The sequence below is a fragment of the Egicoccus sp. AB-alg6-2 genome (assembly GCF_041821025.1).
GTDB lineage: Bacteria > Actinomycetota > Nitriliruptoria > Nitriliruptorales > Nitriliruptoraceae > Egicoccus.
This window is the reverse complement of the sequence record NZ_JBGUAY010000007.1, coordinates 122261-142768: the sequence shown is the minus strand read 5'-3', so window position 1 is coordinate 142768 and position 20508 is coordinate 122261. Positions and strand designations below refer to the sequence as shown.

Sequence of the window (20508 nt, the reverse complement as noted above, 5' to 3'; positions counted from 1 at the left end):
TCCTCGCCCACCCGTCCCACCCCCGCGGTGGGTCCGGGGCGAGGGTAGCCAGCCGCTGCGACGCCCCGACACCGAGGGTCATCCGGCGCGGTCGCGGCTCGCAGCCGTCAGCTGGAGGTGCCCGCCCGCCAGCTCAGGTGCAGCCCCGCGTAGACACCACCGGCATCGACGAGGTCGCGGTGGGGTCCGCGCTCGACGACCCGGCCCTGGTCGAACACCAGCACCTCGTCGGCCGCCTCCGCGGTGGACAGGCGGTGGGCGATCGTGATCGTGGTCCGTCCGCTGGTGAGACCGACCAGCGCCCGCTGGAGCCGGACCTCGGTGGCCGGGTCGACCGCCGAGGTCGCCTCGTCGAGGACCAGCAGGTCCGGGTTGGCCACGTAGGCCCGCGCCAGTGCGACCAGCTGCCGTTCACCGGCGGAGAGCGCGTTGCCGCGCTCCCCCACCGGGGTCTGCAGACCCCGGGGCAGCTCCGCGACCCAGTCGGCCAGGCCGAGCTCGACCATCGCCAGCTCGAGGTCCTCCGCGTCGATGCTGGGCTGTCCCTGGCGCACGTTGTCGGCGATCGTGCCGTCGAAGAGCATGCCGTCCTGGGGCACCATCACCACGCGTCGGCGGAGCGAGTCGAAGCGGACCCGGTCCAGCGGGACCCCGCCGAGCAGGACCCGTCCCTCGGACGGATCCATCAGCCGCGTGAGCAACTTGGCGAAGGTGGTCTTGCCCGAGCCCGTCTCACCGACGACCGCGACCCGCGTCTGGGGCGCGATGACGAGATCGATGTCATGGAGCACCTGGGGGCCCGTGGCGTTGCGCCCGGTCTCCCCGGGACGCGGGTAGCGGAAGGCGACGTGCTCGAACGCGACCCCGATGGGTCCCTTCGGCAGCGCCTCGCCCTCCTCGCCCGGGTCGGCGACGTCGGGATCGAGGTCGAGCACGTCGAGCACCCGCCGCCAGCCGGCGACGGCGTTCTGGCCCTCGTTGATGACCTCGGTCGCCATCAGGACCGGTTCGACGAACAGCGCGATGAGGAACAGGAACGCGAGCACGGTGCCCGGCGTGACCTGGTCGTCGATGCCCAGCGCCACGCCGGCGATGACCACGCCGGCGGTCGCGATGCCGGCGAACACCTCGCCGCTGCCGGAGAACGACGCCGACAGCCGGCCGGCGCGCAGGGCGGCGAGCCGGTGGTCCTCGATGCGCCGGTCCAGGCGGCTCTGGGTGCGGCGCTCGATGCCGTAGGCCCGGACCACCGGCGCGCCGACCACGGTCTCGGCCAGCGCCCCGAGCATGACGCCGACGCGCTCGCGGACGGCGAGGTAGGCGTCGGTGAGCCGGACCTGGAACCAGCGGGCCAGGAACAGAAACGGCAGGAAGACCACCAGCACGACGACGGTGAGCCGCCACGAGTAGTACAGCATCACCAGCAGCGACACCGTCAGCTGCCCGGTCGCGGTGATCAGGTTGAGGCCGGCCCACTGCATGAACCGACTGATCTCGTCGATGTCGGTCGTGACCCGGGCCGTGAGGCCGCCGCGTTGCTGGGTCGCCTGGTGCAGCATCGACAGGTCGTGGATGTGCCGGAAGGCGCGCACGCGCAGATTCGACAGCGCCGTCTCGACCACGGTCGCCAGACGCCAGTTCATCCAACCGCTGGCGAGCGCGGTCAGCAGCACCGCGACGCCCGCCAGGATCACCGCGTTGCGGACGGCGAGCATGTCCACGCCGCCGGCGGCGGGATTGAGACCGTCGTCGATCGTGCGTTGCACGGCGATGGGGACGATCGCGCGCCCGGCGGTGGCGAAGAACGCCAGCACGAGCGTGCCGGGCAGCCCGACGCGCAGCTCGGGGCTGAGCGAGATGCCGCGGACCAGGGTTCGCCACGCACCCTCGGTGGGGGCCGGCTGGACGACCTGCGGGGGCGCCGTCATCGCGTACCTCCCTCGGCGTGCGCGCGACGTTCCTCGTGCGCCTCGAGGGCCTGCCGCTCGTAGGCGGTGACCAGGGCGGCGTAGGCGGGCACCTCGCGCAGCAGGTCGTCGTGGGTGCCGCGCCCCTCGATGCGTCCCTCGCGGACGAAGACCACCTCGTCGGCCAGCGCGATCGAACCGCGCCGGTAGGCCACGACGACCACCGTCGACGGCAGGGCCGCGTCCGAGAGGCCACGCAGGATCTCGGACTCGACCGAGGGATCGACCGCCGAGGTGGCGTCGTCGAGCACCAGCAGCCGGGGTTTGCGGATCAGGGCCCGCGCCAACGCGATCCGCTGCCGTTGGCCGCCGGACAGGGTCGCGCCGCGCTCGCCGACCTCGGTGTCGTAGCCGGCGTCGAGGGTGCTGATGAAGTCGTGCGCCTGGGCCAGGCGGGCGGCTGCCTCGACCTCTTCGTCGGTGTAGTCGCCCCCCAGGGTGATGTTCTCGCGCACGGAGTCGTCGAACAGGAACGCCTCCTGGAACACGATCGCGACGTCGGCGGCGAGCTGGTCGCGGTCGAGGTCCTTCACGTCGCGACCGTCGAAGCGGACCAAACCGGCGTCGGGGTCGTAGAGGCGCACCAGCAACGACGCGACCGTGGACTTGCCCGCCCCGGTCGGCCCGACGAGCGCCACCGTGCTGCCAGCCTCGACGTCGAAGGTGACCGCCTCGACCCCGCGGGTGGTCGCGGCGTCGGGGTCGACGGCGAGGTCCCCGGTCCCGGGCGGGACCTGGCCGGCGACCGGCTCGGCCTCCGGACGGCCGGCGGCGAGGTCGGGCGAGCCCTCGGAGAGGTCTTCGCGGGCACTGCTCGGATGCAGGAAGCTGACGTCGTCCAGCCCGCTCTGGGCCCCGCCCTCGCGGCGCTCACGGTGGCGGCCGTAGACCATGTCGCCGACCGCGTCGAGGACCCGCTGCACCCGGTCCCAGCCGACCACGGCACGGGGCAGCTCGCCGAGCAGCCAGCCGAACACCCGGATCGGCAGGGCGACGAGGCGGAACAGGTAGGCGAAGGTCACCAGCGCGCCGGCGTTGAGTGCCCCGTCGCGGACCCGCATGGCCCCCACCAGCAGCACGAGCAGGATCGCGACGTTGGGCAGGGCCTCGATCACCGGGTCGAAGAACGCGCGCAGGCGTCCGACGACGATCATCTTGTCGCGCAGGTCCTCGGAGATGCCGCGGAACTTGTCCGCCTCGGCCGCCTCGCGACCCATCGTCTTGACCACGAGGGCGGCGTCGAAGGACTCATGCGCGACCTCGGAGACGTCGGCGCGTGCCTGTTGGGCGACGGTCGCGGCGTGGCGCATGCGACGCTGGTAGTACCAGTTGGCGAGCGCCAGCAACGGCCCGACCGAGAACCCGATCGCGGCGAGGAACGGGTCGGTGAACACCAGGAGGCCGGCGGTGGCCACCAGCATCAGCGAGGCGCCGAACGCCATCGGCAGCGGGGCCGCGACGAAGAAGGCGGACTCGACGTCGGCGTTGGCGTTGGACAGCAGTTCGCCGGTGGGATGGCGCCGGTGCCACGAAATCGGCAGTTGTAGGTACCGACGGGTGACGCGGCGGCGGTACATCGCCTGCAGGCCGTACTGGGCCACGTAGGCCCCGTAGCGGCGTCCGAAGACCCCGATCGCCTTCAGCGTCGCGACGCCGACGATGGCCGCCACCGCGGTCACCAGCAGGCCGCGGTCGGTCTCACCGGCCGCGAACGACGGCAGGATGACGTTGTCGGTGACCCAGCCGAGCACCAGCGACGACGCCACGGTCATGCCGGCGAAGACGGTCGAGCCGGCCATGCCCCAGGCGAACGGCTTGGGCGCCGACCGCAGCGCCTGGGCGATCACGACCGCGCCGCGACGGATGACACCGTCGCGGGCGCGTGGGGTGGGGCGGGAGTTGACAGCGCTCATCGTGCGGAGATTACCGGCTCGGTTCGAAGGGTCTCGACGCTGCCGCCCCGTTGGTTCGGGAACGGTCGAACGCCAGGCGGGGGCGTCGGCGACACTCGTGCGGGTCACCCCGTGGTTACGGTCGGGGTGACCCGCACACATGCGAACATGGGTGGGTTCAGTCGATCTCGCTGACGATGCCGCGACCCTCGCAGGCCTTGCAGCTGTGGCTGAACGACTCGACCAGGCCCTGGCTGACGTTCTTGCGGGTCATCTGCACCAACCCGAGTTTCGAGACGTCGGACACGCGCGTCTTTGTCCGGTCGCGCAGCAGTTCACGCTTCAGCCGGCGGACGACCTGCTCCTGGTTCGACTTGAGCAGCATGTCGATGAAGTCGATGACGATGATGCCGCCCATGTCGCGCAACCGCAGCTGGCGCACGATCTCGTCGGCGGCCTCGAGGTTGGTCTTGAGCACGACCTCCTCGAGGTTGGTGTCGCCGCTGCCGGTGAACTTGCCGGTGTTGACGTCGATGACCTTCATCGCCTCGGTGGTCTCGATGATGAGGTAGCCGCCGGACGGCAACCACACCTTCTTGCCCATCGCCTTGCGCAACTGGTCGGACACGTCGTAGGCGTCGAACAGTGCCGGCAGGTCCTTGCGCCGCTCGCGGGCGGCCTCGAGGTCGACGGTCCCGCGGTCGAGCTCGGCCTGTACCTCGGGGGCCGGCGTCTTGTCGGCCGGGTCCTCACCCTCCCCCGCGGTGGCGTCGGCATCGGCGTCGTCGGCCGGGCTGGTGCCGTCCGCCGACGGCGCACCGGCGGCCTTCGACCGCGCGTCCGTGGTCGGTGCGCCGTACAGCTCGACCTTGTCCAACAGCTCGGGCGCCACCTCCTCGAGGTAGTCGCGCACCTGGGTGTAGAGGTCCTCGTCGTCGACGATGCAGCGCTCGAACTCCGGACCGAAGTTGTCGCGGATCACCTTGACGACCAGCGGGGGCTCCTCGTAGACGGTCGTGAGCGCCTTCGCCCCCTCGGCGGCGTCCTCGACGCGCTGCCACTTGGCGAGCAGGCGCTCGAGGTCGGCCGTGATCTGCTCGTCGGTGGCGCCCTCGGCCGCCGTGCGCACGATGACGCCGTGCTCGGACGGCTTGACCTTCTTGACCAGCTTGCGCAGGCGGTCGCGCTCGCGATCGGTGAGCTTGCGCGAGATTCCGAACAGGTCGGAGTTCGGCGCCAGCACCATGTAGCGGCCGGCGAGCGACAGGTGCATGGTCAGGCGGGGCCCCTTGGATCCCATCGGGTCCTTGGTGACCTGCACCAACACCTTCTGGCCCGGCTTGAGGACGTTCTCGATGCGCTCCTCGGCGCCCTCCTCGAGGTCGAGCTCGTCGTAGAGGACCTCACCGGCGTACAACACGCCGTTGCGACCTTTGCCGATGTCGAGGAAGGCGGCCTCCATGCCCGGCAGGACGTTCTGCACCCGTGCCATGTAGATGTTGCCGACGTAGGTGACGTCCTCCTTGCGGGTGACGTAGTGCTCGACCACGGTGCGGTCCTCGAGCACCGCGATCTGGGTCCGGTCGGCCCGGGCGGTCACCAGCATGGTGCGCGGCGGCCCCTCGAGGATGGCGCGGCGGACCTCCTCGGACACCCCACCGGGGCGTTGCCCGCGGCCGCGTCCGTTGCCACCGCCGTTGCCACCCCCGCCGTTGCGGCTCTTGCGCTTGGCGGCGAGGCGGGTGCCGCCCTTGGCCATGGCCGCTTCGACGCTGTCCTCGTCGTGATGCGCGTCGTCGTCGGAGGACGTCGACACCTGCTCCTTGCGACGGCTCCCCGCCGTCCGCGACGCCGGTTCGTCGTCCGCCCGCGTGTCGTCGTCGGACGGCCGTGCCTCACCACCGTTGCCGTCGCCTCGGCCGTTGCCGCCCCGGCCACCGCCGCGTCCGCGACCGCCCCGTCCGCGACGCCCACGCCGGCGTCGGCGTCGGCCGCCCTCGTCGTCACCGGCGTCGTCCGTGGTGTCGCGGTCGGCGGACGACCGCTGGTCCGTGTCGCGGCCGGCATCGCCGCCGCGCTTCCCGCCGTCGCCGCGTTCGTCGGCGTCATCGCCGTCGCTGCCGTCGGTGTCCGTCTTCGGTGCGGCCCGGCGGCCTCGCCCTCGAGGCGTGTCGTCGCGGTCCTGCGAGGAAGACGCGACCTCGGGCGCGTCGCCCTCGGGCGCGTCGGTCGTGTCCGCCGTCGCCTTCTTCCTCGACGTGGTCTTTCGCCCGCTGCTCTTGCGCGACGAGGTCTTGCGCCCGCGCGCCGGCGCATCGGAGACGGCTTCCCCGGCACCAGCAGCGTCGCCCGCCGCCGCAGCGTCGGACGACGCGTGCTCGGAGGACGCGCTCGCTTCCTTCGCGGCGTCGGAGGCACGACTGCGCGAACGCGTGCGCGTCGAGGTCGTGCCGCGTGAGCGGCTGCGGTTGCGGGTGCTCTCGGTGCGGGGGGACTCCTCGGTGTCGGGGGTCTCGGACTCGGTGGGATCGGTCACTTGGGGGCTCGCTTGGTCAGGCGGCCTCCGCATCGACGTGCAGGACCAGCGGTTCGACCTGGCCACTGAGGGCCTCGCGCAGGCCGTCGGTGACGTGCTCGCCCTGCGCCACCCTGCGGGTGGTCGGAGGGTCGGCGACGTCGCCGCGTCCGAGCGCGGACAGCAGGTCGTGGGGTCGAACGGTGGGGCCGTCGTTGCGGAGCACCGCACGGAGAACGGTGCGGGCGCTGGCCGGCGCGGCGGTGCCGCCCGGCTCGGCGCGATGCGACACGGCGATGGCGAGTACGGCGGGTCGCACGTCGATCGTCCGGTCGCCATCAGGGCGGTGTCGGACGACCTCGGCGTGCTCGGCCGCCAGCAGCTCGTCGCTGCGTCGTCGGAGCAGGTCCGCCAATGCGGCGGCGTCGGCACTGGGCCATTCCTGCTCCCAGAGGGTGGCCCGCAACATGCGTGCCAGCTTCGGCGCGCCGTCGGGCACTTCCAGGTAGGTCGTGATGTCCATGCCCTCGGGGAGGGTCGCGGACAGCCGCGCCAGGTCCCGGTCCGGGACGATCGGGGCGGCGAAGGTCAATTCGGCGTACTCGCCCGTCGAGGTGTAGCCGACGGACAACGCATCGGGGAACGACACCTTCGCGTGCGGGGTGAATCCCTCGGAGTACGCGATCGGAAGATCGACCCGGCGCAGTGCCCGCTCCCAGACCGAGGTCAGGTCGCGCGCCGAGACGAAGCGCGTGCGACCTTCCTTGGTCCACCGGATGCGGATCCGCTGCTGCGGCACGGGTCCTCCAGGTCGGGTTGATCCGGCGCGGCGGTCGCCGCGCGTGACCGGCGGTGCGGGTTGTTCGCTCCCCTGGGCTCGTGGCACCGGGCGGAGCGCGAACCCTAGCCGCCGGAGGCGTATCGCTCGGGCGTGGTCGGCAGGGTGTCCTTTCCACCCAGGCCGGAGGGGAGCACCGGAAGCTGGAAGCCGCCGGTGTAGCCGGTGTCGTGCTCGATGCTCAGCCCCGGGCAGACACCGCAGTCGTAACAGGGCGACCAGCGGCAGTCGTCGAGTTGCTTGTCGGCGCGGGCATCCTGCCAGTCCTCCCACAGCCAGCCCTTCTCCAGGCCGCTGTCGAGGTGGTCCCAGGGCAGGGCCTCGTTCTCGTCGCGCTCCCGGTAGCTGAACCAGTCCAGCGACACGCCGGTCTCGTCCATGGCCTGCTGCCAGGTCGCCAGGGTCGGCATCTCGTGCCAGCCGTCGAAGCGGGCGCCGAGACGCCAGGCACGCTCGACGGCGGGCGCGACACGACGGTCGCCGCGTGCGAGCAGGCCCTCGATGACCCCTTCCTCGGGATCGTTGGTGCGCAGCTTCAGGTTCCCGTGGTCCTTGATGGCGTGACGGATCAGCGACAGCTTCCGCCGGATCTCGTCCGGCGAGTCCTGCGGCGCCCACTGGAACGGCGTGTGGGGCTTGGGCACGAAGCCGCCGACCGAGATGGTGACCTTGTTCGCGCGGCCGTAGCGGCGCGCGACCTCGTAGGTCTTGATGCCGAGGTCGGCGATGGCGAGCACGTCCTCGTCGGTCTCGGTGGGCAGCCCGACCATGAAGTAGAGCTTGATGTGACGCCAACCCTCGCTGAAGGCGGTCTCGGCCGTCCGCAGCAGGTCCGCCTCGGACACCATCTTGTTGATCACGGCGCGCATGCGCTCGGAGCCGGCCTCCGGCGCGAACGTGAGCCCGGTGCGCCGACCGTTGCGCGACAGCTCGTTCGACAGGGTCACGTTGAAGGCGTCGACGCGGGTCGAGGGCAGCGACAGCGACGTGACGGTGCCCTCGTAGGCGTCGGCGAGGTCGCGGGCGATGGGGCCGATGGCGGAGTGGTCGGCCGAGGACAGCGACAGCAGGCCGACCTCTTCGAAACCGGTGTTGCGCACCCCTTCCTCGACCAGCTTCTGCACCGTCTCGGGGCGACGTTCGCGGACCGGGCGCGTGATCATGCCGGCCTGACAGAAACGGCATCCGCGGGTGCAGCCGCGGAAGATCTCGACGCTGAAGCGCTCGTGCACCGTCTCGGTCATCGGCACGATCTGCTGCTTCGGGTACTGCCACTCCTCGAGGTCCTGGATCGTGCGCTTCGGCACGATCGACGGGACCCCCGGCTCGGTCGGGACCGTGGCCTTGAGCCGGCCGTCGTCGGTGTAGCGGGGGGTGTAGAAGGCGGGGACGTAGACCCCCTCGACCCGGGCGAGTTCGCGCAGGAGCTGGCGGCGGTCCGCACCGTCGGCGTGCTTCCACGCGCGGACCACGTCGTCGATCTCCAGCGTCACCTGCTCACCGTCGCCCATGACGGCCGCATCGATGAAGGGCGCCAGCGGCTCGGGGTTGTAGGCGGCATGGCCACCGACGAGGACGACCGGGTCCTCGGCCGTGCGCTGGTCGGCGTGGATGGGGACGGCGCCGAGGTCGAGCAGGTTGAGCAGGTTGGTGTGGCCGAGCTCGTGCGGTAGGGAGACCCCGAGCACGTCGAACGCCCACACCGGGCGGTGCTCCTCGAGCGAGAACGCCGGGATGCCGTGCTCGCGCATCAGCGCCTCGAGGTCGGTCCACGGCGCGTAGAGGCGCTCCGCCGACGACGTCGCCCGTTCGTTGAGCAGCTCGTAGAGGATCTGGATGCCCTGGTTGGGCTGGCCCACCTCGTAGGTGTCGGGGTAGCACAGCAGCCACCGCGTCTGGACCGCCGTCCACGGGGTCACGACCTGGTTGTGCTCGCCGCCGACGTACTGCGCCGGTTTGCGCACCAGCGGCAGCAGCGGCTCGAGGGCGGCGTAGTACCCGGGCGGGACCCGGGCGGCGTCACCCGGACGGCGGTACGCGGCCCGCTCGCCGCGCGCGGGAGTGGCGGGTACGGGCGTCGTCGGCGCGGTGCCGAGCATGGTGCCTCCGAGACCGGTGAGTGGGTGCGGCCGGTCCGGGACGATTCGACGACGCATGGACCGTGGGCGGCGCACCTGGCAGCGGGACCCCGGGCCGGCGAGCGCGTGCGATGCCCTGGCCGGGGTCTCGATCGCCGTTCAGCGTACCAATGCCCTCGGTACCCGCACACGGGCCGCGGGGCGTCAGCCGTGCCCCAACCTCGTGCCGACGGTGCGGGCCACGACCGCGGCGAGCAGTGCCAGCAGGGCGAGCGCGACCGGGATGGCGGCCAGCCCGATGAGCGAGCCCACCAAGCCGACGAGGAACGGCGACAACGACGCGCCGATGATGGCCGCCAGGATCGCGGCGGTGGTCGCGCCCTGGGCATCCGGCAGGGCCCGCGGCAGCCACACCATGGCCGTCGGGAAGACCGGGGCGAAGAACAACCCGGCCGCGACCAGCGCGTAGGGCGCCAGCCTCGGCACGCTCGCCAGGCCGAGCGCCACGGCGGCCAGGGGCAGCACGATCTGCACCAGTCGCCCCGGACGGATGCGGTGGAGCACGAGCGCGAACAGGAACCGTCCGCCCGTGATGGCGAGCCAGAAGCCCGACGTCCACCTGGCGGCCGCGCCCTGGTCCCAGCCGCGGAACTCGACGTAGGTCGCGAGCCAGGTCGCCGTCGCGGCCTCGACCGCGACATAGGTGCCGAACACGAGCGAGAACGCCAGGACGTGACGCCGTGGGGTCGGCGACCCCCGCAGGTCGATCGCTGCCGCCGGCGGGGTGGCGGTCGCCGCCATCGGCACGATCGCGAGCAGGGCGAGCATTCCGACGACGAGGAAGGCGACGCGGTGACCCACCAGCGACAGCACCAGGGGAAGGGTCACCGCCCCGACGCCGAACACGCCGTGCATGCACACCACGACGGTCGGCGTGCGCGGCCCCGTGTCGCGCGGATAGACCGAGTTCATCCCGTTGGAGAGCACCCCGAAGCCGACCCCGACCAGTACCGCGGTGGCGAGCACGAGCGCCATCGACGGTGCCGCGGCGAGCGCGACGGCGCCGATCGCGAGCACGCCCGCGCCCGCGGCCAGCAGGCGCGCCGAGACACCACGTCGCGTCGCGGCGGCCCACCCGAGGACGCCGACGAGCGCGGCGAGCGGATGGACGGACGCCGGCAGCCCCGAGGTGAACTCGCTGACCTCGAACAGGCGCCGGAACGCCGGCGCGGACGGACCGTAGAGGGCGGCGACGCCGCCGGAGACGAAGAAGCCGAGGAAGCCGCCGAGCAGCGCGGCGCGGGGCAACCGGAACGCGGTCGGTTCCGTGACGGTCCGGCTGTCGGTCACCGGTTCAGAACCGACGCATGTGGACGTTGAGCAGCAACCCGACCAGGCCGAACCACACGATCAGCGACGTGCCGCCGTAGCTGATGAAGGGCAGCGGGAGCCCGGTGACCGGCATGATGCCGACGTTCATGCCGACGTTGATGAAGACCTGCAGTGCGAGCATCGCCACGACCCCGGAGGCGAGCAGCGTGCCGAACAGGTCCTTGGACAGCATCGCGATCCGCAACCCGCGCCAGATGAGGACCAGGAACAGGGCGAGCACGATGCTGGCGCCGAAGAACCCGAACTCCTCGCCCACGACCGTGAAGATGAAGTCCGTGTGGTTCTCCGGGACGAAGGCCAGCGACGTCTGGGTGCCCTGGAACAGGCCCTTGCCGAACACCTGCCCGGAACCGATCGCGATCTCGGACTGCTCGGTCTGGAAGCGCAGGTTCCGATCGAGGCTCGGGTCACCGGCCCGGGCGAAGGCGGTCAACCGGTTGAGCTGGTACTGGTCGAGCAGGTCCTGGGTGATGGCGAACACGGCGGCGGCGATCCCCGCCACCCCCAGTCCCGCGAGGTAACGCGTCGGGACCCGCCCGACCAGGAACAGCACCGCGAGCATCCAGATGAACACCAGCGAGGTGCCGAGGTCGGGCTGGAGGAAGACCAGCCCCATCGGGATCAGGGTCAGCACCAGCGAGACCGCCACCGTGGGCAGCCAGGGCTCTCCCTTACGCTCGTGGATCCAGGCGGCCACCGTGATCAACACGGCGACCTTCGCGATCTCCGAGGGCTGCAGTTGGAAGCCGCCCAGCACGATCCAGCGCTGCGACCCGCCCCGCGCGGTCCCGAGCCCGGTCAGGACCAGGACCAGGAAGCCCAGCGAGGCGGCGTACAGCACGACCGCGTAACTGCGCAGGTGGCGGTAGTCGATGACCGCCGCACCGACCAGCACGACGATGCCGATCACCAGCGCCATCAGTTGGCGGCTGACGTACCAGGTCGTCGGCAGGCCCTGTTGGTTGAGCGCCGCGAGCTTGGCGCTGTAGATCATCACGAGCCCGATGGCGCTGAGCCCGAGGGCCGTGAGCACCAGGATGGGGTCGAGGTGCTTGACCGGCGCATAGGCGTCCTGCCAGCGAGCCTGCACGCGCTCGCGCATCATCTTCTCGGCGCGGTCCTGCCCGAATCCTGCTTCCACGGTCACCTCCCTCCTCTCCATCACTCGTTGCCACGTGCGGTCGCCCGTGGCGGGATCGCCTGCGCGATCGAACCACCCGGTGTCGAGAAACGATCAGTCGTAGATGGGGTCGCCCGAGTCGAACTGGTTGTCCTCGGCGTCGACGATGCCGAAGATGTGCTCGAAGATGTTGCGTGCGATCGGAGCCGCGGTCTGCGAGCCGCCACCACCTTCCTCGACGTTGACGACGACCACGTACTGCGGGTCGTTCGCCGGGGCGTACGCGGCGAACCACGCGTAGGGCACCTTGGGCTTGAGTTCGGCGGTCCCCGTCTTGCCGGCGATCGGGATCTCGTCGAGCGGGAACGGGGTGCCACGCTGGAACGCGCCGTACGCGGTGCCGCGCTCGTGCATGACGACCTCCTCGAGGCCGCGCCGGATGGCGGCGAGTTCGGCGTCGTCGAGGCCGAGCTCGCTCACGACCTCCGGGACGATCTCACGGACCACCTCGCCGTCCGCCCCGACGATCCGCATCCCGAGCAGCGGTTGGTGGATCGTCCCGCCGTTGGCGATCGCGGCGTAGTGCGCCGCGACCTGCAGGGGGGTGGTCAGGATCTCGCCCTGTCCGATCGAGCTGTTGACCGCGTCCCCGCCGCGCCAGGCACCGCCGGAGACGCAGTTGTCCTCGAGCACCGCGCGACGGTACGAGCCGGGCTCGGACTCCTCGGCCTGCGCGCACCACAGGTCGCGGCGCTCGAGCCAGCGCTGCTGCTTCAGGGCACGGCTTGGCACGTAGCCGGTCAGCTCCGAGGGCAGGTCGATGCCGAGGCGCCGGCCGAAACCGAACCGCTCGGCGACCTCGGGCAGGATCTCGTTGGGTTCGGTCTGGCTCTGCTCACGCTGCCACTGGCGATAGGCGAGATCGTAGAAGTAGGTGTCGCAGGAGCGCCGGAGCGCCTGCGCCAGGGCCATCGGCCCCTCGTCGACGTTGTTCCAGTTGCGGAAGGTGATCCCGCCCACCTCGTAGGAGCCCGGACACGGCACCGTCGTCTCGGGCCCGGTCAGGCCCGCCTCCATGAACGCGGCGCCGGTGACCGTCTTGAACACCGACCCGGGTGGGTACTCGCCCTGGATGTTGCGGTTGAGCATGGGCGCGTGGGTGTCCTCGTCCCCGGCGGCGAGGTCGGGGAACAGGTAGCGCGCGTACTCGCTGGACAGCCCACCGACGAACTCGCTCGGATCGAAGGTCGGATACGACGCCATGGCGAGCACCCGCCCGTCGCGCGGGTCGAGCACCACCGCCGAACCGGCGGGCGAGGGCAGGTTGCGGCCGCTGGCGGTGTGGATCTCGTCGCGGCTGGCCACGATCCCGTCGGCGAGCAGGGTCTCGACCGCCTGCTGCAGGTCGAGGTCGAGCGAGGTGACCAGGTCGTTGCCGGACCTGGCCTCGGTCTCGGCCACGACGTCGATGACGGTGTTGCGGGCCGTGACCTCGAGGGTGCGCCGGCCCGGACGCCCCCGCAGGTCGGCCTCGTAGACCGCCTCGAGCCCCGTTCGGCCCACCTGCTCACCGCCGCGGTACTCCGCGAAGGCGGGGTCGGCGAGCTGCTCCCGGCTGATCTGGTTGAGGTAGCCGACGAGGTGGGCGGCGAGCTCGCCGTGCGGATACGTGCGGACCGGCAGCACCTCGGCGATCACGCCCGGGAACAACTCCTGCTGGCTGCGGACGGCGTACACCACCTCCTGGGTCACGTCGAAGGCGATCGGGATGTGCCCGAGGGGGCTGTAGTGCTGGCTGGTCATCCGCTCGACGACGGCCTCGCGGTCGAGCTGCAACAGCTGCGAGAGGCGCTCGAGCACCTTCTCGGCGGTCTCGTCGGCCGGTTCGCCGGCCCCGTCGAGCAGCAGCTGGCGGTCGGCGCTGATGGTCAACGATGGCCGGTTCTTGACCAGCTCGTCCCCCTCGCGGTCGAGCATCCGCCCCCGCGGCGCGTCGACGTAGACCGTCCGGAGCCGGTTGGTGTCGGCCAGCTCGGCGAAGCGGTCACCGGCGAGCACCTGCAGAAACCACAGCCGCGAGAACAACGCCAGGAACAGGGCGATCACGAGGACCGTGAGGAACGTCAAGCGCAGGGCGGACGAGGAATCGGAGTTCGCCATGTGGCTCACTGGAGGGGTGCGAGGGGCTGCACGAACACGGATGACGGAGGGGCCCGCCGGTGGGCCACGGACCGGCGCGGCCCACGGTACCAAGCCCGGTCAATCCACCAGACCCGGCCCCGACAGCGGGAACCGACTGGAGAGGACGCGGACGGCCGCCAGCACGATCGGCGCCAGCAGGGTGTTGTAGAGCGCGACGGCGAAGGAGCCCTGCAGCAGCAACAGCGGGGTGATGCGGTCCTCGCCGAGCAGCAGAGCGAGCACGCCGTAGGAGGCCGTGCCCAGCAGGCCGGTCAGGAAGGCCAGGATCACGGGGGCGGTGACGGATTCCGGCGCGACGTAGGGGCGGGCGAGCCCGACCGTGAACCCGATGGCGGTGTAGACCAGCGCGGCCAGACCGACCGGCGACTGGGACACGAGCAGGTCGACCAGCAGGCCGGCCGAGAAGCCGACCCGCAGCCCGGCGAGGGGCCCGTCGCGCAGGCCGATGGCCAGCGTCACCAGCAGCAGCAGGTCCGGACGGAACCCACCGAGGCTGACGAACGGGAACAGCGCGGTCTGCAGCAGCGCGGCGGTCACCAGCAGCAGCGCGACGACGAGCACGCGCAGGATCACGTTCCGTCCTCGCCGGCGTTCCCGTCACCGTCGCCACCCTCACCCTCGCCGTCCTCATCGTCGGCCGCGGCGTCCTCGTCCTCGCGCCCGTCCGCCGTGGCGGGTCCCGGCGGCGGGGTGAACACCGGGTCGGGCGCCTCGTCGAACGGCGGCAGGTCCGCCACCGGTTCGCTGGTCACCACCAGTACGTGGTGGATCCGGGTGAAGTCCACGAACGGGCGCACCTGCACGTCGAGCACCAACCCGGCCGAGACCTCGCCGATGGCGGAGACGGACCCGATCGGGATGCCGCCGGGAAAAGCGCCCGACTGGTAGGCGGACGTGACGATCTCGTCGCCCACCTCGAGGGTGGCCTCGGGGTCGAACGGCTGGAACAGCATCGGTTCACCACCGCGCCCGATGACGGTGCCGGTCTCGCCGTTGGCGGCGTGGCGCGCCGGCGCTCCGAAGTTGGGGTCGATGGCCAGCAGCACGCGTGAGGCGCGCTCCTCGACCTGGATGACGCGACCGACCAACCCGTCGCCATTGATGACGGGCATGTCGCGCTCGATGCCGTCGGCGCGACCGACGTCGATGACCACGGTCCACTCGAAGCCGGTGGGACCGAGGGCGACGACCCGGGCGGCGACCGCCTCCACGCCGGTGTGGTCGCGCATCCCGAGCAGTTCGCGCAGGTCGTCGTTCTCGCGCTGGATGTCGGCGACCGACCGCCGGCGCTCGCGCAGCGCCTCGACCTCACGGCGCAACTGCTCGTTCTCCGAGCGGGCGCGGAAGAGTTCACCGACGCCGCCGGCGGCGTCACCGATCGGGCGGACCAGCGTGACCAGACCGTCCTGGACGGGCCGGAACAGGGCGGTCAGGCCGCCCCGCAGCCCTTCGAGCGGCCCGTCGTCGCCGGACCGGAAGTCGACGGTGACCAGCACCAGCGACAGCAGGACCAGGACGACGAGCAGCAGACGTGCACGTCGACGTTGGAACACCGCCCGGTACTAGTGGCGCGACGAGGAGATCAGGACCTTCTTCAAGGCTTCGAACTCCTCGAGGCACTTGCCCGACCCGATGGCCACCGAGGACAGCGGGTTCTCGGTGATGTGGATCGGCATCCCGGTCTCGTGCTTGAGCCGCTCGTCGAGCCCGCGCAGCAGACCGCCGCCACCGGTGAGCACGATGCCCTTGTCCATGATGTCGGCCGCGAGTTCCGGCGGCGTCTTGTCGAGGGTGTTCTTGACCGCGTCGATGACGGCGTTGACCGGTTCCTCGATCGCCTTCCGGATCTCGTCGGCGCTGACGATGATCGTCTTGGGGAGCCCCGAGACCAGGTCGCGACCGCGGATCTCGGCGTGCGGCTCGTCGGCGAGCGGGAACGCCGAGCCGATCGCCATCTTGATCTCCTCGGCGGTGCGCTCGCCGAGCATCAGCGAGTACTCCTTCTTGACGTAGGAGATGATCGCGTCGTCGAGTTCGTCGCCGCCGATGCGGATCGACTGGCTGGTGACGATGCCGCCCAGCGAGATCACGGCGACCTCGGTGGTCCCACCACCGATGTCGACCACCATGTTGCCGGCCGGTTCGTGCACCGGCAGGCCCGAGCCGATGGCGGCGGCCATGGGCTCCTCGATGATGTAGGCGGCGCGGGCGCCGGCCTGAATGGTGGCTTCCTCGACCGCACGCTGCTCGACGCCGGTGATCCCGGAGGGCACACACACCACGACGCGCGGCTTGGCCAGGAACCGGCGCTTGTGCACCGCCTGGATGAAGTAGCGCAGCATCTTCTCGGTGACGTCGAAGTCGGCGATGACGCCGTCCTTGAGCGGCCGGATCGCCATGATGTGGCCGGGCGTGCGGCCGATCATCCGCTTGGCCTCGGCGCCGACGGCGAGGATGGCGCCGTTCTTGGTGTTGATGGCCACGACCGAGGGCTCGTTGAGGACGATGCCCCGGCCACGCACGTACACGAGCGTGTTGGCGGTACCGAGGTCCACGGCCATGTCACGGCCGAGGAACTGGAAGGTGTTGCCGATGTTCGCAGCCACGGGAAAACCTGCCGGGCTCGGGGAATGGGGGACGAACGGCCGCTGCACCGACGCGAGCGGGGACCGCTGTGCCGCACCGGGGCACGCGCACCAGCGTACGCCCCTTGGGCCGCGGCGATGCTAACACCTGCAGGCAGGACCCGCGTCCTAGTGACGGCCCGCGCGGGTCGCCGTCCGTCGGGTCGCGCCGGAGGGTGCGGACGTGGGCCGGGCATCAGATCACGCCGCGTCGGGCCAGGCTGACCCAGTCGGCGCCGCCGACGACGAGGTGGTCGAGCAGGGCGACCCCCAGCAGCTCCCCCGCCCGGGCAAGTCGCCGGGTCACCAGTTCGTCGTCCTGCGACGGCTCGGGGTCACCGGAGGGATGGTTGTGCGCCAGCACCAGCGCCGAGGCGTTGGCGAGCAACGCGTCCCGGAAGACCTCGCGCGGGGCCATGAACGTGTGGTCGATCGAGCCGATGCTGACCGTCGTCGTGCCGAGCAGCCGGTGCTTGGTGTCGAGGAACGCCGCGACACAACGCTCGCGGTCGCGCACGGCCAGCTGGGGGACGAGCACGTCCGCCGCCGCTTCGGGGCCGGTCACCGCGGTCCGCCCGGGCGGTCCGGCGACGAACGCCGTCGGGGCGCAGGCCGCACAGGGGGTGTCGAGGTGCGCCACGGCGCCCGAGGCGGCGCCGTGGCGCCAGACGGCGGCGGATGCGGGGTGGGTGGTGGCGGCGACGGTGTCCAAGCGCGGGCTCCTGGGCGGTGGAACAGGCCGAAGCCTGCCCCACGGCCGGTCACCCCCGTGCCCGGGCCGTCGTCAGCCTGTGGACCGCGGCCACCGCGTGGCACGGCAGCCGCGGACCGCGACGACCGTCACCGCCGCCGGCTCAGAACCGGCCGGGGAAGAAGATGCCGAGCTCGCGCTGGGCGCTCTCGGTCCCATCGGAGCCGTGCACGATGTTCTCGCCGATCTGGGTCGCGAAGTCGCCGCGGATGCTGCCGGGCGTCGCCTCGAGCGGGTTGGTGGCGCCCATCAGCGTGCGCATGCCGGCGATCGCACCCTCGCCCGAAACGCACATTGCGACCAGCGGCGCCGAGGTGATGAAGTCGACCAGCTCACCGAAGAACGGCCTGTCCGCATGCTCGGCGTAGTGCTCCTCGGCCTTCTCGCGCTCGAGGGTGCGCAGTTCCATGGCTTCGAGCGTGAAGCCCTTGCGCTCGATACGGGCGACGACCTCGCCGACCAGGCCGCGCTTGACGCCGTCGGGCTTGACGAGGATGAGGGTGCGTTCGATGGCCACGGGGGCAGTCCTTGCATCGGGAGGAAAGGGATGGGGCGCGGAAGCGTGCCCGGTCGGGCACGGCGGCGACAACTCGCCGATCAGGGGTCCTCGTCGATCAGCCGGTCGAGGGCCCGCTGGAAGGCGTCGTCGTCGGCGAGCAACGCCGACAGCTCGTCGGCCTCGTCGGCGAGGTCGCCCCGCATGTCGGCGTCGTCGAGGTCGTCGGGTTCGAGCACGACCTCGTCGCCGTCGTCCTCGACCGGCAGGTAGCGGTCGCGGGCGGCGCCCACGGTGTGCAGCGAGCCGACGACCAGGATGCCGTCGCCCTCGCCGGCGACGCTCTCGGCGAGCGCCAGCGCGGCGCCGACGTCGTCGGCCACCTCGACGGCGGTGCCCGTGCCGTCCCACACCTCGACCGCCGCGTCCCGCATGCGGGCGAGGTCGGCGGCGCGCGGCGAGTCGGCCACCGTGACGACCACGTGCGAGGCGACGTCGCGGAACGCGCGCAGGATGCCGGGGATGTCCTTGTCGTCGAGGCACGCGGCGACGAGCACCAACTCGCGGAAGCCGAACGCCTCGTCGAGGGCCGCGGCGGACGCCCGTGCACCGTGCGGGTTGTGGGCGCCGTCGAGGACGATGGTGGGCTCGCGGTGGACGATCTCGAGCCGACCCGGGACGACGACCGCCCCGAGGCCGTGGCGGACGACGTCGTCCTCCATGGCGGCGAAGCTGTCGCGTGTCAGTGCGACGAAGGCCGCCAGGGCCAGCGACGCGTTGCGGGCCTGGTGCTCGCCGAACAGGGGCAGCAGCACGTCGTCGACGGTGCGCTCGCCGACCCGAAGCTCGAGCAGTTGTCCGCCGATGGCGACGCGACGGTCGACGACGTCGAAGTCCTCGCCGGCGCGCCAGAGCGTGGCGCCGGCGGCGGCTACGGCCTCGTCGATGACCGCGTCGACCTCGGGGTGTTGGCGCGCGACGACCACGTGCGCGCCCGGCTTGATGATGCCGACCTTCTCCGTGGCGATCTCGGCGGGTGTCCCGCCGAGCTGGGGGTGGTCGAGGTCGATCTCGTTGATCACGGCGACCTCGCCACGGACGAGGTTGGTCGCGTCCCAACGGCCTCCCATGCCGACCTCGAAGATGCCGACGTCGACGGGGACGTCGGCGAACCACCAGTAGGCCATGGCGGTCAGCTGCTCGAAGAACGTGACCCGGTCGGCGCCGGGACCACCGGCCTCGCGGGCGGCCTGGTCGAGCAGGTCGGTGAGCAGCTCGACCTCGTCGTGGACTGCGGCGAAGCGCGCCTCGGAGATCGGGCGGCCGGCCAGCGACAGGCGCTCGCGGATGGTCTGCAGGTGCGGCGAGGTGTAGGTGCCGGCCGACAGCCCGGCGGCCGAGCACAGGGCGCCGACCATGCGCACGACCGACCCCTTGCCGTTGGTGCCCGTGACGTGCACCGAGGGATAGGCGAGCTGGGGATCGCCGAGGAGCTGGGCCAGGCGGGTGATGCGCGACAGGTCCGGGATCATGCGTCCGGGCCCACGGGAACCGAGCACCTCGAGGGCGCGGGCGAAGTCGGGGTCGGTCGGGGTCAACACGGGCCTCGGCAGGAACGGTGGGAGTTGCGTCCGAGGCTAGTGGGTGTCGGCGTCAGGCCCGGGCGCCCGCCGTCGCGGCGGCCGCGGCCCGGCGCGCCTCGCGGGCGGCACGCTTGTCCTCGTAGCGGGTCGCGAGCTGGTCGAGCCCCTCGAGGAAGCCGGCGAGTTGCTCGCGTGCCTGTTCGGCGGCCTCGTCGAGCCCCTCGAGCTCGAAGATCCGCCAGTGGCGCAGCAACGGCCACACGACCTCGTCGTGGTGGACCCGCAGGTCGTAGATGCCGGCCGTGGCGATCTCGACCGACTTGCGCTGGAAGTTGCGCATGCCCGCCCCCGGCATCTCGAAGGCCATCACCTCGGCGGCGATGGCTTCCACCGCGCGCGACGGGTCGAGCCGCATGGAGGCGGTCAGCAGGTTGCGGTAGAAGATCATGTGCAGGTTCTCGTCCTTCGAGATCCGCGCCATGATCCGGTCCGCCACGGGGTCCTGCGAATAGCGGCCGGTGTTGCGGTGACTGATCCGGGTCGCGAGCTCCTGGAACGACACGTAGGCCATGCCGCGCAGGGTGTCCTTGCCGTCCTTGTCGTACCCGGTCATGACCTGCTGCATCCGGCCGCGCTCGAGTTCGACCGGATCCATGGCGCGGGTGACGACGAGGTAGTCGCGCAGCACGATCGAGTGACGGCCCTCCTCGGCGGTCCAGCGGTGGACCCAGTTGATCCAGGCCCCGTCACCGTGCCCGAACATCTCGTGGATCTCGCGGTGGTAGCTCGGCAGGTTGTCCTCGGTCAGCAGGTTGACCTCGAAGGCCGTCTGCGCGACGCCGGTGAGGCGGGACTGGTCCGGCGTCCACGGGTCCTTGTCGAAGTCACGACCCATCGAGTACGGGATGTAGTCGTGCGGGAACCACTCGTCGGCGATCTGTTCGTGCCGACGCAGCTCCTCCTCGGCCACGGGCTCGAGCTCGGCGAGCAACTCTCGGTCGGTCAGGCGGACGGCCATGCACGGCTCCAGGCGGGGCGGGAGAAGGGGCT

Annotated in this window: 14 protein-coding genes and 2 pseudogenes; all 16 read right to left on the bottom strand. The window is 71.5% G+C overall.

All coding sequences use genetic code 11. The features are described from left to right. Window positions 1-107 precede the first annotated feature (107 nt). Window positions 108-1928 carry an ABC transporter ATP-binding protein gene (locus ACERMF_RS14300; protein ID WP_373669785.1) on the bottom strand — a complete coding sequence of 607 codons (1821 nt, stop codon included), beginning with the start codon at window positions 1926-1928 and terminating at the stop codon, window positions 108-110. After that, window positions 1925-3880 carry an ABC transporter ATP-binding protein gene (locus ACERMF_RS14295; protein WP_373669784.1) on the bottom strand — a complete coding sequence of 652 codons (1956 nt, stop codon included), beginning with the start codon at window positions 3878-3880 and terminating at the stop codon, window positions 1925-1927. The genes ACERMF_RS14300 and ACERMF_RS14295 overlap by 4 nt, the downstream gene beginning before the upstream one ends. Before the next feature lie 160 nt (window positions 3881-4040). Then, a pseudogene (locus ACERMF_RS14290) lies at window positions 4041-4478 on the bottom strand (ribonuclease E/G); the annotation flags it as partial. Window positions 4479-4724: 246 nt separating this feature from the next. Further along, window positions 4725-5132: pseudogene (locus tag ACERMF_RS14285) on the bottom strand (ribonuclease E/G); the annotation flags it as partial. Between the two features lie 1279 nt (window positions 5133-6411). Continuing rightward, window positions 6412-7173 carry a TIGR03936 family radical SAM-associated protein gene (locus ACERMF_RS14280; RefSeq protein ID WP_373669783.1) on the bottom strand — a complete coding sequence of 254 codons (762 nt, stop codon included), beginning with the start codon at window positions 7171-7173 and terminating at the stop codon, window positions 6412-6414. A 104-nt stretch (window positions 7174-7277) separates the two neighbouring features. Further along, the gene (locus tag ACERMF_RS14275) at window positions 7278-9311 is read right to left on the bottom strand and encodes a TIGR03960 family B12-binding radical SAM protein (RefSeq protein ID WP_373669782.1); all 2034 of its coding nucleotides are present in this window, start codon (window positions 9309-9311) and stop codon (window positions 7278-7280) included. A gap of 183 nt (window positions 9312-9494) precedes the next feature. Further along, window positions 9495-10640 (bottom strand): sugar MFS transporter, encoded by a 1146-nt coding sequence (locus ACERMF_RS14270; RefSeq protein WP_373669781.1) that lies wholly within the window; start codon window positions 10638-10640, stop codon window positions 9495-9497. A 4-nt stretch (window positions 10641-10644) separates the two neighbouring features. Then, window positions 10645-11829 carry a rod shape-determining protein RodA gene (rodA, locus tag ACERMF_RS14265; protein ID WP_373669780.1) on the bottom strand — a complete coding sequence of 395 codons (1185 nt, stop codon included), beginning with the start codon at window positions 11827-11829 and terminating at the stop codon, window positions 10645-10647. A gap of 87 nt (window positions 11830-11916) precedes the next feature. After that, on the bottom strand, window positions 11917-13962 hold the full coding sequence (gene mrdA / locus ACERMF_RS14260) for a penicillin-binding protein 2 (protein ID WP_373669779.1): 2046 nt from the start codon (window positions 13960-13962) through the stop codon (window positions 11917-11919). 99 nt (window positions 13963-14061) lie between these two features. Continuing rightward, entirely contained in the window at window positions 14062-14577 is a 516-nt protein-coding gene (gene mreD / locus ACERMF_RS14255) for a rod shape-determining protein MreD (RefSeq protein ID WP_373669778.1), read from the bottom strand. After that, complete coding sequence (gene mreC / locus ACERMF_RS14250; RefSeq protein WP_373669777.1) at window positions 14574-15557, bottom strand: rod shape-determining protein MreC; 984 nt, start codon at window positions 15555-15557, stop codon at window positions 14574-14576. Before mreC ends, mreD begins: the two co-directional genes overlap by 4 nt. A 9-nt stretch (window positions 15558-15566) precedes the next feature. After that, window positions 15567-16598: a rod shape-determining protein gene (locus ACERMF_RS14245; RefSeq protein ID WP_373669913.1), complete on the bottom strand. Its 1032-nt coding sequence runs from the start codon at window positions 16596-16598 to the stop codon at window positions 15567-15569. A gap of 226 nt (window positions 16599-16824) precedes the next feature. After that, window positions 16825-17340, bottom strand: coding sequence for a DNA repair protein RadC (radC, locus tag ACERMF_RS14240; protein ID WP_373669776.1), 516 nt, complete (start codon window positions 17338-17340; stop codon window positions 16825-16827). Between the two features lie 142 nt (window positions 17341-17482). Continuing rightward, window positions 17483-17896: a nucleoside-diphosphate kinase gene (gene ndk, locus ACERMF_RS14235; protein ID WP_373669775.1), complete on the bottom strand. Its 414-nt coding sequence runs from the start codon at window positions 17894-17896 to the stop codon at window positions 17483-17485. 80 nt (window positions 17897-17976) lie between these two features. Then, on the bottom strand, window positions 17977-19476 hold the full coding sequence (locus tag ACERMF_RS14230) for a folylpolyglutamate synthase/dihydrofolate synthase family protein (protein WP_373669774.1): 1500 nt from the start codon (window positions 19474-19476) through the stop codon (window positions 17977-17979). Between the two features lie 52 nt (window positions 19477-19528). Continuing rightward, the gene (locus tag ACERMF_RS14225) at window positions 19529-20476 is read right to left on the bottom strand and encodes an acyl-ACP desaturase (RefSeq protein ID WP_373669773.1); all 948 of its coding nucleotides are present in this window, start codon (window positions 20474-20476) and stop codon (window positions 19529-19531) included. Window positions 20477-20508 lie beyond the last annotated feature (32 nt).